We start from the raw sequence: 15207 nt of genomic DNA on the forward strand, positions 1-15207 counted from the left end.
GGCCCTCGCGGGTTCCTCGCCGGTGTCAGGCCGCTTCGGCCGCTTCGGGCGTTTCGGCCGCTCGGGCCGCTTCGGGCGCGAGGAGCAGCAGGCCCGCCCCGGCGTCGTGGTCGGCGCCCCCGGCCACGGCCCGCACCGGCTCGCGCCGGCCCGCGTCGAACCAGCCGACGGCGGCGGCGACTTGCAGCACCCCGTACGCCCCCGAGGCGCTGCCGAGGTGCGCGGGCAGGGCCCAGTGGCCGGCCGTCTCGCGCGGTTCGTCCGCCGCCCTGCGGTAGGGCCCGAGCACGGCGCGGACGGTGGCGGAGCGTGCGGTGGCCGCGGTACGGGCCTCCAGGACGAGGGCGGCACCGCCGTCGACGGCGCGGCGGCCGCCCAGCAGCCGGCGTACGACCGCGTTGTCGGGTTCGACGCCGAGCACCAGGAACCGTTCGGCCCGGCCGGCGGCGATCATGGTGGCCGCCCAGTGCACGGCGTCCAGTCCGGACGTCTCGCCGTTGCAGACCATCAGGTTGGGGCCGCGCAGCCCGTAGCGGATGGCCGCGGAGGAGGCGATGACATTGCTGGAGGCGTTGGGCAGGTCCATCGGGCTGGTGGCGGTGACGGTCTCCTCGCGGATGGTGTCGAGGGCCCGGACCACGGTGTCCAGGTTGCCGAAGTTGGAGCTGGCGACGATGCCGGTGGTCTCGGCGGGCACCGTCATGCCGTCCTCGCCGAGCAGTCCGGCGTCCCGCAGGGCGGCGGCGGTCAGGGCGTAGCCGAGCTGGGTGGCCCGGTCCTTGTAGCGCAGTCCCTTGCGGCCGACGTGGTCGGCCGGTTCGACGGGGGCGCCGCCGGGAGCCGGCCCGTCGGCCAGGGCCCGTACGGTGTCGGCGCCGGGCAGGAGTACGGCGGCGCCGGAGACCACCACGGCGGTGTCGGCGGTCGCGTCAGTCATCGGGTCCCCTCCACAAGGGCCACGGCGTTGATGCCGCCGAATCCGAAGGCGTTGAGCTGGGCCACGTTGAGTTCGCGGCCGGTGGCGGCCTCGCCGGTGACGAAGCGGAACGGCGCGGCCTCGTCGACCGGGTCGTCCAGGCCCACCGTCGGGGGCACCCGGCCCTCCTGGAGCGCGCGGACGCCGATGATCAGGTTGATCAGCCCGGAGGCGCCGGAGGTGTGCCCCGTCATGGACTTCACGGCGGTCATCAGCGGCGCTGAGGCGTCCTCGCCGAGCACGTCCCGCAGGGCGGCGGCCTCGGCCTCGTCGTTGAGCAGGGTGCCGGTGCCGTGCAGCATCACCAGGTCGATGTCGGCCGGTTTGACGCCGGCGATCCGGTGGGCGGCCCGCATGGCCTGGGCGATGCCGTCGGGGGACGGCGCGGTGACGTGGTAGGCGTCGCAGTTGACGGCGACGCCGCGCAGCCGTCCGTGGACCCGGCGGCTGCCGTCGTCGGTGCGGCGCAGCACGACGGCGGCGGCGCCGTCCCCCATCAGCACGCCGGTGCGGTTGCGGTCGAACGGCCGTACCCGGTCCGGCGGCTCTGGGTGGACGCGCTCCAGCAGCCCGTACATCGACTCGGTCAGCACGTCGACACCGGCGACGATCACGGTGTCGGGGGCGCCCTCGCCCTCCTGGTCGAGCAGGTCGGAGGCGAGCGCGAGCGCGTACAGCGAGGCGGAGCAGGCGTTGGAGAAGGTGTGGGTGACGTCGGCGTTGAAGCGCTCGCGCAGCCCGGTGCCGAAGTGCAGCCCGGAGTCGGCGAACGGGGAGCCGTCGCGCCACCACAGCTCCAGCGAGCGCAGTTCCCTCAGGCCGGTGCCGACCAGTACGGGGATGCCGCCGAGGTCCTCGCCGAGGCCGGCGTCGGCGGCGGCCTGGCCGACCGCGTCGAGCAGCAGCCGGGTCGCCCGGCCGGGTATGTCCCGGCCGGTCACGGGCCGGTCGTCGACCTCGTAGGCGTGCTGGGCGCGGAATCTGCTGCGGTCGAAGCCGCGCAGTCCGGCGCGGCCGCTGGTGCCGCGGCACAGCGCGTCGAAGAGTTCGCCGACACCGCGGCCGGTGGCGGCGACCGCGCCCATGCCTACGATGGGACGGTTCGTCATGACGCCTCCCTGATCGCGTCGATCGTGTCGGTCGGGTCGGTCGGGTCGCCCGTGCCGCCGGTCCCGTCTGCGCCGCTGGTCCCGTCCGCTCCGCCGGTGCCGTCGCCGTCGTACCGGCCGAGCAGGACCGCCGCGTTGTTGCCGCCGAAGGCAAGACCGTTGTTCTGGACGATCCTCAGGTCGGCCTCCACCGCCTGGTTCGGCACGCAGTCGACGTCGCACTCGGGGTCGGTGGTGACGTGGTTGATGGTGGGCGGGATGAAGCGGTTCTGGATGGCCAGGGCGCAGCCGATGGCGCCGAGGGCGCTGGCCGCGCCCATCGCGTGGCCGAGCATGGACTTCATGGAGACGGTGCGGGGCGGGGTGTCTCCGAAGACCTGGCGGATGGCGCCCGCCTCGGTGATGTCGTTGGCCTTGGTGCCGGTGCCGTGCGCCGAGATGAGGTCCACCTCGTGCGGGGCGACGCCGGCGTTGTCCAGGGCGAGCCGCATGAGGCCGGCGACGCTGTCCTGGTCGGGCGCCACCTGGTGGTGGGCATCGCAGTTGAGGCCGTAGCCGAGCACCTCGGCGTAGATGGTGGCGCCGCGCTCCAGGGCGGTCTCGAGCCGCTCCAGGACCAGCACGCCGGCGCCCTCCCCGGTCAGGATGCCCTTGCGGTCGATGTCGAAGGGCTGGCAGCGGTCCGGGGCGATGGTGCCGAGCCGGTAGAAGCCGGTGAAGGTCTTGCGGCACATGGCGTCGGCGCCGCCGCAGAAGGCGAAGTCCGCCTCGCCGGAGCTGACGGCGTCGAAGCCGTAGCCGATGGCGTAGTTCCCCGCCGAGCAGGCGGTGGGGATGGTGAGCGCCTCCACGTCGCCGAGGCCCAGTTCCTGGGCGATGGCCACCGACAGCCGCCCGGCCGGCACCCGCCGGGCGGCCGTGGGGTCGAACGTGCCTGTGCCGTGGGCGAGTTCCTGCTCGACCAGCTGGTCGAGGTCGTAGCTCTCGCCGTCGGTGGTGCCGATGGAGATCAGCCCGCGCCGGGCGCGCAGCCAGGTCAGGTCGAGACCGGAGTCCTGAAGGGCCATCCGGGCAGCCGCCGTCGAGAACTGCGCGGCCCGGCCGAGCTGTTCCACGTCGAGCGTGCTGATCCAGTCCCGCGGGTCGAATTCCGTTATCTCGCACCCGTTCGCATGGGTGAAGCCCTCGGTGTCGAACACCGTGATGGGCCGGGCACCGCTACGGCCCGCACGGAGTCCCTGGAGGAACTCCTTCGCGCCGAGTCCGATGCTGGAGACCACCCCGAGTCCGGTGAGGACCACCCGGTGCCGCTCCGGCCGTTTCCGGCCGGGGCCGCTCACTGCCGTCGTCATGCCAACCTCCCAGTCCGCGTGCGCGGTTCGACTACCAGCCGGCCGGCTCCGCGACGACCTCGTAGACGCCCTTGAGGTTCACCATGCGGGGCAGTTCGCTCTGGTTGATGACGACGCCGAACTCCTTCTCCAGGGCGGCGAGAATCTCGATGGCGCGCAGCGAGTCGGCGTTGTGCTCCTCCTTGAAGAGGCTGGTCTCGGTGACCTCGTCCTCCTCGATCTCAAGAATGTCGCAGACGATTTCCTTGATGGTTTCCAGACGCTCGTCACGCGTGGCAGTGGTCACGCTCTTACCCCTTTTTCGAATAGGCCGCGGAATGTGTATGCGGCGTATTTTTGATCGGCATGGGAATGGTGCGGGCGGAGCCGGTGTCCGCACAATGGCGGCTGCAACAACCTGCCAGCGCGGCAAGGGAATTCAGTCGGTATCCGGTCCGGCCGGGCGGACATCCGCGCGCAGCCGCAGCAAGGCGTCGGTGAGGCCGGCCACCGCGTCGAACATGGCGCCGCCGAGCCGGCGGGTGGGCGCCTCGGGCATGCGCGCGGCGGGCCCCGTCAGGGCGAGCGCCGCGGCGATCCGGCCGTCCCCGGCGCACACCGGTACGGCGTAGGAGACGCTGCCGGGCGGTACGGGATCGGGTCCGTAGGCCCAGCCGCGCCGGCGTACGACGGTGAGCTGGGCCGCGGTGAACCGGGCCGAGTTCAGCGCCTGGGACAGCTCGCCGGGTTCCGCCCAGGCCAGCAGTACCTGGGCGATCGGTCCGGCGGAGGCGGGCCGGATCGCGCCGACCGGCACCGCCCCGGTCCGGCCGCCCGGTCCGGCGCTGGCGGCGACGCAGATCTGCAGGCCCTCGCGGCGGCGGTAGAGCCGGGCGTCCAGGCCGGTCCCGGAGTGCAGTTCGGCGAGGACCGGTCCGGCCGCGCCGGCCAGCCGGTCGTTGTGCACGGCGACGGCGGTGGCGTCGAGGCGGGGGCCGAGCACCCAGCGGCCGTGCCGGTCGCGGGTGAGCAGCCCGAGCCGCTCCAGGGCGATGGCCAGGCGGTGGACGGTCGGCCGGGCCAGACCGCTGAAGGTGACCAGGTCGCCGAGGGTCGCGGGGCCGCCCTCGACGATGTCCAGCAGGGCCGCCGCCTTGTCGAGTACGCCGACCCCGCTGGTCTGCCGGGGCCGGGTCGCGGTGGTCACCACTGCCAGGCCAGCCGTGCGCGGATGTCCGCGACGAGGGCGTCGCGCCGGTCCACCGGATAGAAGTGGCCGCCGGGCAGCACGGTCAGGGCGAAGCCTTTCGGTGCCAGGCCGGCCCAGCCGGCCATGTCGTCGGCGGTGATGTCCGGGTCGTCGGCGCCGAGGTAACCGGCCACCGGGCAGTCCAGGGCGATGCCGGGCCGGGCGGTGTAGCGGGCGACGGCGGCGAAGTCGGCGCGGATCGCGGGAAGCACCAGCTCGCGCAGGTCCGGGTCGGCGAGCAGCGCGGCGTCGGTGCCGCCGAGGCGCCGGACCTCCGCCATCAGCGCGGTGTCGTCGGCGAGGGCGGCGGTGCGCGGGGTCAGCAGGTGCGGCGGCTTGCGGCAGGAGACCATCAGCAGCGCCGGGGCCGCCTGGTGGCGGGCCTTCAGCCGCAGCGCGAGTTCGTATCCGACGGAGGCGCCCATGCTGTGCCCGAAGACGGCCAGCGGGGTGTCCAGCAGGGGCGTCAGCTCGTCGGCGAGGGCGTCGGCGAGCTCCTCGACGCTGCCGCAGGGCTCCTCGGCGATGCGTTCCTGCCGGCCCGGGTAGCGGGCGGCGAGGACCTCCACGTCGTCACCGAAGGCGTGCCCCCAGTCGTGGAAGAAGCCGGCCGAGCCGCCCGCGTGCGGCAGGCACAGCAGCCGCAGCCGGGGCGGCGCGGCGCCGGCGTGCCTGCGCAGCCAGATGCTTTCGGTGCCAAGTGCCATGGTGGGTTGGTCTCCTTGTGGCGTCGGAGGGGTCAGTCCAGGGCGCCCGGCGCGTCCAGCGAGACGACCTCGGTGTCCGGGGTGATCCGGCGGACCAGCCCGGCCAGGGTGCGGCCGGGCCCGAGTTCGACGAGGCGGGCGCAGCCGAGCGGGCGGCCGACGAGGGTGCGCACGCTCTGCTCCCAGAGCACCGGGGAGGTGAGCTGGCGGGTGCCGAGCTCGGGCCAGTCGGCGTCGCCGGCGTGGGCCTCGGCGTCCACGTTGGCCACGACGGGCAGCCGGGCCGGGGTGAAGGGGGCGTTCTTCAGGGCGGTGCGCAGGGTGTCGGCGGCGGGGGCCATGTAGGGACTGTGGAAGGCGCCGCCGACCTGGAGCCGGATCAGCTTGGCACCGATGGAGGGGGCCAGATCGGCGATGCGGTCGATGCCGTCGGCGGAGCCGGAGACCACGGTCTGGCCGGGGGCGTTGACGTTGGCGACCCAGACCTCGAACCCGTCCGCCCGCATGTGCTCGGTCAGGGCGGTCACCTCGTCCAGCGGCGCGGCGACGAGGACGCCCATGGTGCCCTCGCGGGCCTCGGCGGCCCGGCGCATGGCCCGGCCCCGCGCGGCGACCAGCGCGGCCGCCGCGGGCACGGTGAGCGCGCCGGCGGCGACGAGGGCGGCGTACTCGCCCAGGCTGTGGCCCGCGCAGGCGACCACCGGGCCGCCGAGCGCGTCGCGGCGCACCGCCTCGGCATGGGCGATCACCGAGAGGCTGAACACGGCGAGCTGGGCCAGGTCGGTACGGCGCAGCCGCTCGCCCGGGGTGTGCAGCAGAAGTCCGGCGATGTCCTCTCCGGTGACCTCGGAGATGTCCCGGGTGAGCGCCCAGGAGGGGGTTTCCCGCCAGGGTTCCCCCATGGCCTCCTTCTGCGTTCCCTGTCCTGGAAACAGCAGAGCGATGGGCATACGACTCATGGACCCGCCTTCCGCGTGAATGCACCGGGGAGGGCGGGGACCCGCACGGGAATGGTGAGCGCACGGGTCCCCGCACACCGGCGGACCGGAAACGGGGGATTTTCGGGTGCCGCCGGGGGAGGAATTCAGGAACCCCACGAGAATTCCCCACGCGGGGTGAATCCCTTCCTCGCGCTCCATACAACTGCCGGTGCGCGCCGGGCGGCAACAGAGGTTTCAGGAAGCTGCCAGCGGCGAGGTCACGGCCGGGGGCCCGGGCGGTCGCCGGGGGGTGCGGCCGGGGGCAGCAGGCCGAGTTCGGCGGCGCGCACCCCGGCCTGGAAACGGGAGTTGGCGCCGAGCAGGGCCATGATCTCGGCGACGTGGCGACGGTAGGTGCGCACCGAGACGGCCAGGTCGCGGGCGGCCACCTCGTCGGTGACACCGGCCCACAGGGCGGCGAGTATCTGGCGGGCCAGGGCGCCGCGGTCGCGGTTGCCGAAGACGATGCGCTCGCCGGCCGGCACCGCGTCGCGCCAGACGTTCTCGAACAGGGTGGCCAGGGTGTGCAGCAGCTCGGGCGCCCGGATCATCGAGGCCCGGCGGCCGACGGCGGACTCGGCCACGACGAGCGCGGCGGTGCCGTCGACCATGAGCGCCTGCAGGGGCGGCACCCGGGCGATGCGGATGGCCACGGGTCTGTCCTTGCCGAGCTGTTCGCGGACGAAGTCCTCGTCGACGAGGGCCGGGCTGCTCAGCAGCCGGACCGTGACCGTGTCGGCCGCGCCGTAGATCAGCTGCCGTTCCGCGCCCTCGCCGCGGCCCGGCTCGTCCTTGGCGTCCGACATGCGGGCGTGCACGATGTCGATGGACCGCGTCGCCCCGCGGATGAGGTCCCGCGCCCGGCGCAGCACCGCGTGGTAGCCGCCCTCGATCACGGTGATCCGCTGTTCCTGGACGCTGCGGTCGCGATGGATGGCCACTGTCGACTCGATCAGGGACTGCACCTGGAGCAGTGCCTGCTCCAGGTCGTCCTCAGCCCTGTCGGACACCTCGTACTCCCCGTTTCCCCGTTGTCCCGCCGAGCGTGCTCTCATGCTCGTCGCCTCCTGCCCGTCGGCGGCCGGGCGGGGCGGTGTGTACGGCGCCGGCTTGCGTTACCGCTGCTGCATCAGTCCCAGTTCGACCGCGCGCGCTCCGGCCTGGAAGCGGGAGCTGGCGCCCAGCTCCCGCATGATCTCGGCGACATGGCGGCGGTAGGTGCGCAGGGAGACGTTGAGCTCGCGGGCCGCGACGTCGTCGGTCTGGCCGGAGCGCAGCCGCTCCAGGATCCTGCGGCTGAGCTCGCTCTGCAGCCGCGGGCCGAGGGCGAGGTGGTCGTCGAGCCGGCGGCAGCGGGACCAGGTGCCGGCGAAGAGCAGTTCCAGGGCGCGTACGGCGGCGGTGTCGGTCACCAGGGTGGCCTGGGCCGTCCCGTCGTCGCCGGGCAGGGTGCGGACCAGGGCGCGGGCGCCGTCGACCACGACCGCGTCGCGCAGTTCGCCTTCGGAGCACCGTACTTCGAAGCGGGCACCGCCCGTGGCGCTGAGCCGGGCCAGGGAGCAGTCCACGACCGAGGTGGCGCACAGCACCCGGACGTTCGGGCCGGGGCGGGCCGCGGTGAGCAGGGCCTTCACGGTGGCGCTGAACTCGTCGGCGGCGGTCAGGGCCACGCACACCGTGTGGCGGGCCTCGCCGAGGAGCCGGGCGAGCGCTTCGCGCGGCACCGCGACGCTGGTGTGGGTGCCGTCGGATCCACTGGGCCGGCGCTGCCGGTAGAGGGAGACGGTGGATTCGATGAGCGCCCGCGCCTGCAGCAGCGTCTGCTCGACGTGGGCCGCGTGGTCCCCGGGGCCGGTTTCCCGCCCTCGGTTCGTGCCTGGTGAGTCGATGACGGCTCCGGTCACTGTTCCCCCTTGTTTACCCGAGACGTGGGTGGTCCCGCGTGCACGCGCAGAACTCGTCGACGGCGGGCGTGTACCCAGCCTCCCCGCCAAGATCTGTGAAATCCGAACTGTTTAAAATCGAATCTTCTGACAGGGGCGGCGTTGAGTTTCGGCCCAGACACTAGTTCGTTTGCTCACAGCCAGTCAACAAGATCAAGCCCGCCGGCGTAATCGGTAGACAGCTCTTACTTTTCCCGACAGCCAGCGTTTTCTTCCAGCGGTGGTGACAGCAAACTGACACCCCTGTCCCCGAACTCGACCCTCCACTTCCGGTTGCGCCACGGTCCGCGATCCCCGCCCTCACTCGCTGTCGCACCGCTGTCCCCTTCCGGCCAACACACGTGTCTCGAACCTCACTTGAGCCGAGGTCGAGCCTACGGTGACCCAGTGACAACGAGCCACCCGCGCACCGTTTTCCGATCGCGCCGAAGCCGTCGCCCGGTGGCGGGAAATAAAGGCTGGACGGCGCGGCCCGCGTGATCGGGAAATCCCGGAGCAGGAGATCCGGTATTCCGCACGACGTCCGAAGGAAATCCGGACGGCCGACGGGAAAGCCCGGCCGGTGCGCTTATGTCACCCCCTCCCGCACCTCCCGTACCTCCGGCACCTCTCGCACCTCCCGCACCTCCCGCACCTCCCGCACCTCCCGTACCTCCTGCACCTCTCGCACCTCTAGCACCTCCAGCACCTCCCGTACCTCCCGTCCGTTCCTCCGCGTTCTTCACGTTCCGGCCCGCGCGGTGTCAGCCGCGTTCGCCGGAGACAGGGAGAGAGACGACCGTGAACCCCCCTAGCCCCGCCCCCCGTTCCCTCGTCGACCTGCTGCTGACCGCCGCCCACCGGCACCCCGCCTCGGGTGTCACCCACTGCCTCGGCCCGGCAGGCGCACCTTGCCGGGACCAGTCGTACCCCGGCCTGCTGGCCGAGTCCGCCCGTCTGCTGACCGCGCTGCGCGCCCGCGGTCTCGAGCCGGGCGACCGGGTCGTGCTCGTCCTGGAGCGGCCCCAGGAGTTCCTGCCGGCGTTCTGGGCCGCGGTGCTCGGCGGCTTCGTGCCCTGCCCCATGGCACCGCTGCGCGGCGACCGGGAGCGCTGGAGCGCCCAGCTGGAGCATGTGAACACCCTGCTCGGCGGGCCGCTCGTGATCACCGGAGAGGCCCTTGCCGCCGAACTGCCCCCGGTCACCGGGCTGTCCGTGGCCGCCCTGGAGGAACTGCGGGCCGACGCGCACACCGCCGCGGACGACTTCCACCGCGCGGCGCCCGAGGACACCGCCGTGCTCGTCCTGACCTCCGGCTCGACGGGCCACGCCAAGGCGGTGGTGCTCAGCCACGCCAACCTGCTGGCCTCCATGGCCGCCAAGAACGGCCACCACCGGCTCACCGCCCGGGACACCACCCTCAACTGGGTCTCCTTCGACCATGTCGCGGCCCTGCTCGAGTGCCACCTGCTGCCGCTGTCCACGGGCAGCCGTCAACTGCACGTGGAGGCGTCGGTCGTCCTCGGCGAGCCGCTGGAGTTCCTGCGGCTGATCTCCCGGCACGGCGTGACGATGACCTTCACCCCGAACTTCCTGCTCGGCCTGATCAACGCGGCCGGTGAACGGCTGTCCGCGAGCGGCGAGCGGCTGGACCTGTCCCGGCTGCGGCACATCATCAGCGGCGGCGAGGCCGTGGTCGTCGCCACCGGCGAGGCGTTCCTCGACCGTCTCGCCCGCCACGGGCTGGCGCGGGACGCGCTGTGGCCCGCCTTCGGCATGACGGAGACCTGCGCGGGCAGCGTCTACTCCCGCAAGGCGTTCCCGGACGTCGACCGGGGCGCGGAGTTCGCCGGTCTCGGCACCCCGGTCGAGGGCCTGCGGATCCGCATCGCCGACCCGGAGGACCGGCCGCTGCCCGCGGGCCGGGTGGGCGAACTCCAGCTGCGGGGACCGATGATCACCTCGGGGTACTACAACAACGCGGCGGCCACCCGGGAGGCGTTCACCGCCGACGGCTGGTTCCGCAGCGGCGACCTGGGCCGGCTCGACGAGGGCCGGCTGACCCTGGTCGGGCGCAGCAAGGACAGCATCATCGTCAATGGCGTCAACTACTTCAGCCACGACATCGAGTCCGTGCTCGAACCGCTCGACGGCGTCGCCCGCTCCTACGTCGCCGCCTTCCCCGTCCGCCCGGCCGGCAGCGACACCGAGCAGCTGGTGATCGCCTTCGCCCCCGAGAGCGGTGCGGCACCCGGAGTCCCCGGGACCGGTACGGCACCTGGCACCGGCGGGACCGGCGCGGGGGCCGAGGCCGCCCTGCACCGGGTGCTCATGGCCATCCGCAGCACCGTCGTCATGCACTGGGGATTCCGGCCCGCGCTGGTCCTGCCGCTGTCCCCGCACCAGTTCCCCAAGACCAGCCTGGGCAAGATCCAGCGTTCGCTGATGCGACGGCGGCTGGAGGAGGGCGCGTACGACGCCGAACGGCGGGCCGTGCGCGAGCTGACGGAGCGCATGCTGGGCGGACACACCGCCCCCGAGGGCGGCACCGAGCGGGTGCTCGCCGAGATCTACGCCGAGCTGTTCGGCACCGACCCGGCCGCGATCAGCGCCACCGCCAACTTCTTCGACCTGGGCGGCACCTCGCTGGACATCCTGCGGCTGCGCGCCCGGGTCACCGAGCGGCTCGGGGTGAGCGGCCTTGAGGTCATCACGGTCCTGCGGGCGCCGACGGTCCGTGCCCTGGCCGCCCGGCTCGACGCGGGCACCGCCTCCGGCACCGGCGGGTACGACCCGGTGGTGCCGATGCAGACCGGCGGCGACAAGACGCCCCTGTTCTGCGTGCACCCGGGAGTGGGCGAGGTGCTGGTCTTCGTCAACCTCGCCAAGTACTTCACGGGCGACCGGCCGTTCTACGCGCTGCGGGCCCGCGGCTTCGACGAGGGCGAGAAGCCCTTCGTGACGTTCGAGCAGATGGTGGACGCCTACGCCGACGCCATCCAGCGGCGCCAGCCGCACGGCCCGTACGCGGTCGCCGGGTACTCCTTCGGCGGCGCGGTCGCCTTCGAGATCGCCAAGGTGCTGCGCGAGCGCGGCGAGCGGGTCGACTTCACCGGCAGCTTCAACCTGCCCCCGCACATCAAGTACCGCATGGCGGAACTGGACTTCGCCGAGACGGCGACGAACCTGGCCTTCTTCCTGGCACTGATCGACAAGAAGCAAAGCCTTCGGCTTCCGGCCCGGCTGCGCCCGCTGCCCCGCGAGGAACAGGTCGCCCGGCTCGTCGCGCTGGCCCCGCCCGGCCGGCTCGCCGAACTCGACCTGACCGCCGACCGGTTCGCCGCCTGGGCCGAGCTCGCCAACTCCCTCACCGACCTCGGCCGCACCTACGAGCCCAGCGGTTCGGTGCCCTCGATGAGCGTCTTCCACGCGATCCCGCTGCGCGGCACCCGCCAGGAGTGGCTCGACAACGAACTGCGCCGCTGGGACGCGTTCACCACCGGACCCAACCGCTATCTCGAGGTGCCCGGCGAGCACTACACCATGCTGGCCCCGCAGCACGTGGCCGCGTTCCAGGCGATCCTGCGCCGGGAGCTGGACCTGCGCCTCGCCGAGGCCGACGAGATCGCGATCCGGCGGGGAGGAAGCAGATGACCTCCGGCACCGCCTCCCCCCTGCGCGGCGCGAAGATCCTGATCACGGGCGGCACCGGGCAGGTCGCCCGGCCGGTCGCCGAGGCCCTGGCCGAGCACAACGACGTGTGGTGCCTGGGCCGGTTCGGCGACCCGGCCGTGGAGCGCGCCCTCGGCCGGCACGGCATCACCACCTGGCGATGGGACATGGCCGACGCGTCGCCGCACGCCCTCAAGGGGCTCCCGGAGGACTTCACGCACGTGCTGCACGCGGCGGTGCGCCGCGGCGAGGACGGCGACTTCAACGCCACCGCCGAGATCAACGCGGTCTCCACCGGACGCCTGATGAACCACTGCCGCACCGCCGAGGCGTTCCTGTACGTCTCCACGGGCGCGCTGTACAAGCGGCAGACCCTGGACCACCGGTACACCGAGGACGACCCGGTCGACGGCGCCGCGGACTGGCTGCCCGCCTACCCGATGGGCAAGCTCGCCACCGAGGGCGCGGTGCGCGCCCTCGCCCGGCTGCTGGACCTGCCCACCACCATCGCCCGGCTCAATATCGCCTACGGGCCCGGCAGTTACGGCGGCGTACCGATGCTCTACTTCCGGCAGATGCTCTCCGGCGCCCCCATCGCCGTACCGCTGGAGGGCCAGAACTGGTGCTCGCTGCTGTACACCGACGATCTGGTCGACCAGGTGCCGCATCTGTGGCGGGCCGCGTCGGTCCCGGCGACGCTGGTGAACTGGGGCGGTGACGAGTCGGTCGGCGTCACGGACTGCGTCCGGCACATCGAGGCCCTCACGGGGGTGCGGGCCCGGCTGGTGCCGAGCGAGGTCACCCGGGAGACCTATCAGTTCGACCCGGCCCTCAGGCGCCGGCTGACCGGTCCCTGCCGGGTCGGCTGGCGGGACGGCATCGAGCGCACACTGCGCGCTCTGCACTCCGAGCACCTCAGCGTCTGACAAGGGGGACCGACGGCATGGCGACAACAACGGAATCGGCGACGGCGACGGCGACGGCGGCAACGGCACCCGCAGCGACCGAACCGGCGGCGGCCGACCGTAATCTGCGGCTGATCCGGCGCGCCTACCGGGCCTTCCACGCCCGTGACGTGGGCGCGCTGCTGCAGACCCTGGACCCCCAGGTCGAGTGGGTGCATCCCGACGGGATGGCCGGGTACGGGCTCGGCGGCACGAAGCGGGGGCATGCGGGCGTACGGGAGTTCCTGGCCCGCGTCCCCACCGTGCTCGGCGGGATGCGCCTGGAGCCGCGGGAGTTCGTGGCCGCCGGTGACCGGGTGGCGGTGTTCGGCGTGCGCGAGGTGACCTCGGTGCGCGGCACCTCCGCGACCCTGTCGTTCGTCCACTCCTGGGTGCTGCGGGACGGACTGGCGGTCCGTATGGAGGACATCTTCGACACGGTCGAGTTCCATCGCCTGATCGAGAGCTGACGGCCACGCCGTGGTGGCCGACCCGCGGGGGGGGGCGCCTCGGGACCTCCCGCGGGATGGCGGTGGTGGCCGCTACCGGGGCTGCTCCTCGTGGGACGGCTCGAGGCCGGTGAACCCGTACGCGCCGGCGGAGCCGGTGAGCACGGTGCTGACGACCCCGTGAAGCCGGGCGCCCCCGGGCCCAGCCCGGCTCCGAGGCCTGTGTACCCGCGGTCGCATGTGTCCCAGGTCACCGGAACGTGTCGTCAGGGCATGGCCAGCCAACCGATCACGCCCGTCACACCGCAGATCGCGAAACCGATACCGCATGCCTTGAGCAGCCGGACCAGGGCCCGGCCTGCCCCCGGTGACCACAACGCCGCGCCGATCCGGCCGCCCAGCCGTGGCATCGCGGCGGAGAACGCGCCGCACAAGGAGGCCAGACCGGCGACGAGTGCCACCACGCAGGCGCAGATCCCGGCCAGCCGCCCGGCCGTCGGGGCCACACCGACGACGTAGCAGTGGCCCTCCGCGTCGTGCTGGACCGGCAGGACCGTCCCGGCCTTGTAGGAGTCGCCGATGGAGGCGAACTGGTCCACCACACGGTGATCGTCGGAGCGGAACAGGCCGAAGCAGTCGGTGTGACGCTGTTTGCCGCTACCCGTGGTGTCGCAGGTCTCTATCCTCAGCAGCCCGGGAGCGCCGGACATGCGCGTGGAGTACTTCAGGCCGTCGGCGAGACCCACGGCTCCGCCGCCCCCGAGGCCGCTGAACAGCACCCCGACGAACAGCATGACCAGCGCCATCGCGATACGGCCCGGCACCGTCTTCGGTGCGCTGTCGGACCTCACCCGGTACCCCCGCCCCGCCCTCACCGTCTTACGCCCCCCGCCTGCCGGATGCCGGTACGGCCGGTCATGCCATCGGCCACCGGACGCCGCGCACCGCGCGCCGCCCCGACCCGACCCGACACACCGGAACCACTCAGATCATGCCTGGTAGCGGGGTCGTGGATGTGATGCCACCCATAGGAGCCAGATCACATCCTAGGCGGGGTCGTAGATTCTCCACCCATCCGACCTGCATAGAAGTCACCATTTAATAGCAGATATCGGACATTACTCCGTAGTCGGGTAGTACGTCACATCATTGCGCCCAGCTCAACGCGTCGCTAAACATTGCTGTCGTCGCCGAGAGCACAGGCCGGACCGAGCGGGATTCCGCCGGATCTGCCCGCTCCCGGCGCAAGCACGGGGCACCGCCCCAGGCCACCGCTACCGACAGCGGCCGGCACCGACAACATCCTTCCGTGGAGAGTTACTTCCGTATGACCATGACCACCCGCACCCGCATCGCTCGCCTGCGTACCCTCGCCCTCACCGGCATCACCACCACCGGCGCCGCGGCCGTCGCCCTGACTCTGATGCCCGCGAACGCACAGGCCGCCGAAGCAACGCAGGTGTCGGCCTCCTCGGTGGTCACGGCCTCCTCGAACCACAGCACCGCCTCCCGGGGCAAGGCCGGCTCCGCCAACAGCCTCGACGGCTGGATCAAGCAGTCCCTGGCCATCATGAAGGCCAAGGGCATCCCCGGCAGCTACGAAGGCCTCAAGCGCAACATCCTGCGCGAGTCCGGCGGCAACCCCAACGCCCAGAACAACTGGGACGTCAACGCCAAGCAGGGCACCCCCTCCAAGGGCCTGCTCCAGGTCATCGACCCCACCTTCAACGCCTACCACGTCTCCGGCACCGCCAACCGCGTCACCGACCCGGTGGCCAACATCACCGCGGCCGCCAACTACGCCGCCCACCGCTACGGCTCCATCGACAACGTCCACTCCGCCTACTGAGCCGGCGCACCCCAGCACC

General features: G+C 72.6%; 14 protein-coding genes. 4 read left to right on the plus strand and 10 right to left on the minus strand.

Annotation, left to right across the window (positions count from 1 at the left end; translation table 11 throughout):
* Positions 1 to 25: 25 nt before the first annotated feature.
* The 9 genes from BFF78_RS09815 to BFF78_RS09855 all read right to left on the minus strand — a co-directional run bounded on the left by BFF78_RS09815 (position 26) and on the right by BFF78_RS09855 (position 8256).
* Entirely contained in the window at positions 26 to 937 is a 912-nt protein-coding gene (locus BFF78_RS09815) for a beta-ketoacyl synthase N-terminal-like domain-containing protein (RefSeq protein WP_069777939.1), read from the minus strand.
* On the minus strand, positions 934 to 2085 hold the full coding sequence (locus BFF78_RS09820; protein ID WP_069777940.1) for a beta-ketoacyl-[acyl-carrier-protein] synthase family protein: 1152 nt from the start codon (positions 2083 to 2085) through the stop codon (positions 934 to 936). Before BFF78_RS09820 ends, BFF78_RS09815 begins: the two co-directional genes overlap by 4 nt.
* On the minus strand, positions 2082 to 3437 hold the full coding sequence (locus BFF78_RS09825) for a beta-ketoacyl-[acyl-carrier-protein] synthase family protein (RefSeq protein ID WP_079161244.1): 1356 nt from the start codon (positions 3435 to 3437) through the stop codon (positions 2082 to 2084). The genes BFF78_RS09820 and BFF78_RS09825 overlap by 4 nt, the downstream gene beginning before the upstream one ends.
* A 31-nt stretch (positions 3438 to 3468) precedes the next feature.
* Positions 3469 to 3723, minus strand: a complete 255-nt coding sequence (locus BFF78_RS09830) for an acyl carrier protein (RefSeq protein ID WP_069777941.1) — start codon at positions 3721 to 3723, stop codon at positions 3469 to 3471.
* A 132-nt stretch (positions 3724 to 3855) separates the two neighbouring features.
* Positions 3856 to 4623 carry an IclR family transcriptional regulator gene (locus BFF78_RS09835; RefSeq protein WP_069783498.1) on the minus strand — a complete coding sequence of 256 codons (768 nt, stop codon included), beginning with the start codon at positions 4621 to 4623 and terminating at the stop codon, positions 3856 to 3858.
* On the minus strand, positions 4620 to 5372 hold the full coding sequence (locus BFF78_RS09840) for a thioesterase II family protein (protein WP_069777942.1): 753 nt from the start codon (positions 5370 to 5372) through the stop codon (positions 4620 to 4622). Before BFF78_RS09840 ends, BFF78_RS09835 begins: the two co-directional genes overlap by 4 nt.
* Before the next feature lie 32 nt (positions 5373 to 5404).
* Positions 5405 to 6331, minus strand: coding sequence for an ACP S-malonyltransferase (locus BFF78_RS09845; RefSeq protein WP_069777943.1), 927 nt, complete (start codon positions 6329 to 6331; stop codon positions 5405 to 5407).
* A gap of 239 nt (positions 6332 to 6570) precedes the next feature.
* Positions 6571 to 7362, minus strand: a complete 792-nt coding sequence (locus BFF78_RS09850) for a LuxR family transcriptional regulator (RefSeq protein ID WP_227025796.1) — start codon at positions 7360 to 7362, stop codon at positions 6571 to 6573.
* A 105-nt stretch (positions 7363 to 7467) separates the two neighbouring features.
* Positions 7468 to 8256 carry a helix-turn-helix transcriptional regulator gene (locus tag BFF78_RS09855; RefSeq protein ID WP_227025797.1) on the minus strand — a complete coding sequence of 263 codons (789 nt, stop codon included), beginning with the start codon at positions 8254 to 8256 and terminating at the stop codon, positions 7468 to 7470.
* Between the two features lie 819 nt (positions 8257 to 9075).
* Here BFF78_RS09855 and BFF78_RS09860 point away from each other — a divergent pair.
* Genes BFF78_RS09860 through BFF78_RS09870 form a run of 3 tightly spaced genes read left to right on the plus strand, consistent with a single transcriptional unit; the run spans position 9076 to position 13360 of the window.
* Positions 9076 to 11928 (plus strand): non-ribosomal peptide synthetase, encoded by a 2853-nt coding sequence (locus BFF78_RS09860; protein ID WP_069777945.1) that lies wholly within the window; start codon positions 9076 to 9078, stop codon positions 11926 to 11928.
* Complete coding sequence (locus tag BFF78_RS09865; protein ID WP_069777946.1) at positions 11925 to 12872, plus strand: NAD-dependent epimerase/dehydratase family protein; 948 nt, start codon at positions 11925 to 11927, stop codon at positions 12870 to 12872. Before BFF78_RS09860 ends, BFF78_RS09865 begins: the two co-directional genes overlap by 4 nt.
* A 17-nt stretch (positions 12873 to 12889) precedes the next feature.
* Positions 12890 to 13360 carry a nuclear transport factor 2 family protein gene (locus BFF78_RS09870; RefSeq protein WP_079161246.1) on the plus strand — a complete coding sequence of 157 codons (471 nt, stop codon included), beginning with the start codon at positions 12890 to 12892 and terminating at the stop codon, positions 13358 to 13360.
* Positions 13361 to 13605: 245 nt separating this feature from the next.
* On the opposite strand, the gene BFF78_RS09875 is transcribed toward BFF78_RS09870, so the two are convergent.
* Positions 13606 to 14190: a hypothetical protein gene (locus tag BFF78_RS09875; RefSeq protein WP_069777947.1), complete on the minus strand. Its 585-nt coding sequence runs from the start codon at positions 14188 to 14190 to the stop codon at positions 13606 to 13608.
* Between the two features lie 482 nt (positions 14191 to 14672).
* On the opposite strand from BFF78_RS09875, the gene BFF78_RS09880 reads away from it, so the two are divergent.
* Positions 14673 to 15188: a transglycosylase SLT domain-containing protein gene (locus BFF78_RS09880; RefSeq protein WP_193433645.1), complete on the plus strand. Its 516-nt coding sequence runs from the start codon at positions 14673 to 14675 to the stop codon at positions 15186 to 15188.
* The last annotated feature ends 19 nt before the right edge of the window (positions 15189 to 15207 follow it).

Source organism: Streptomyces fodineus, assembly GCF_001735805.1.
Lineage (GTDB): Bacteria > Actinomycetota > Actinomycetes > Streptomycetales > Streptomycetaceae > Streptomyces > Streptomyces fodineus.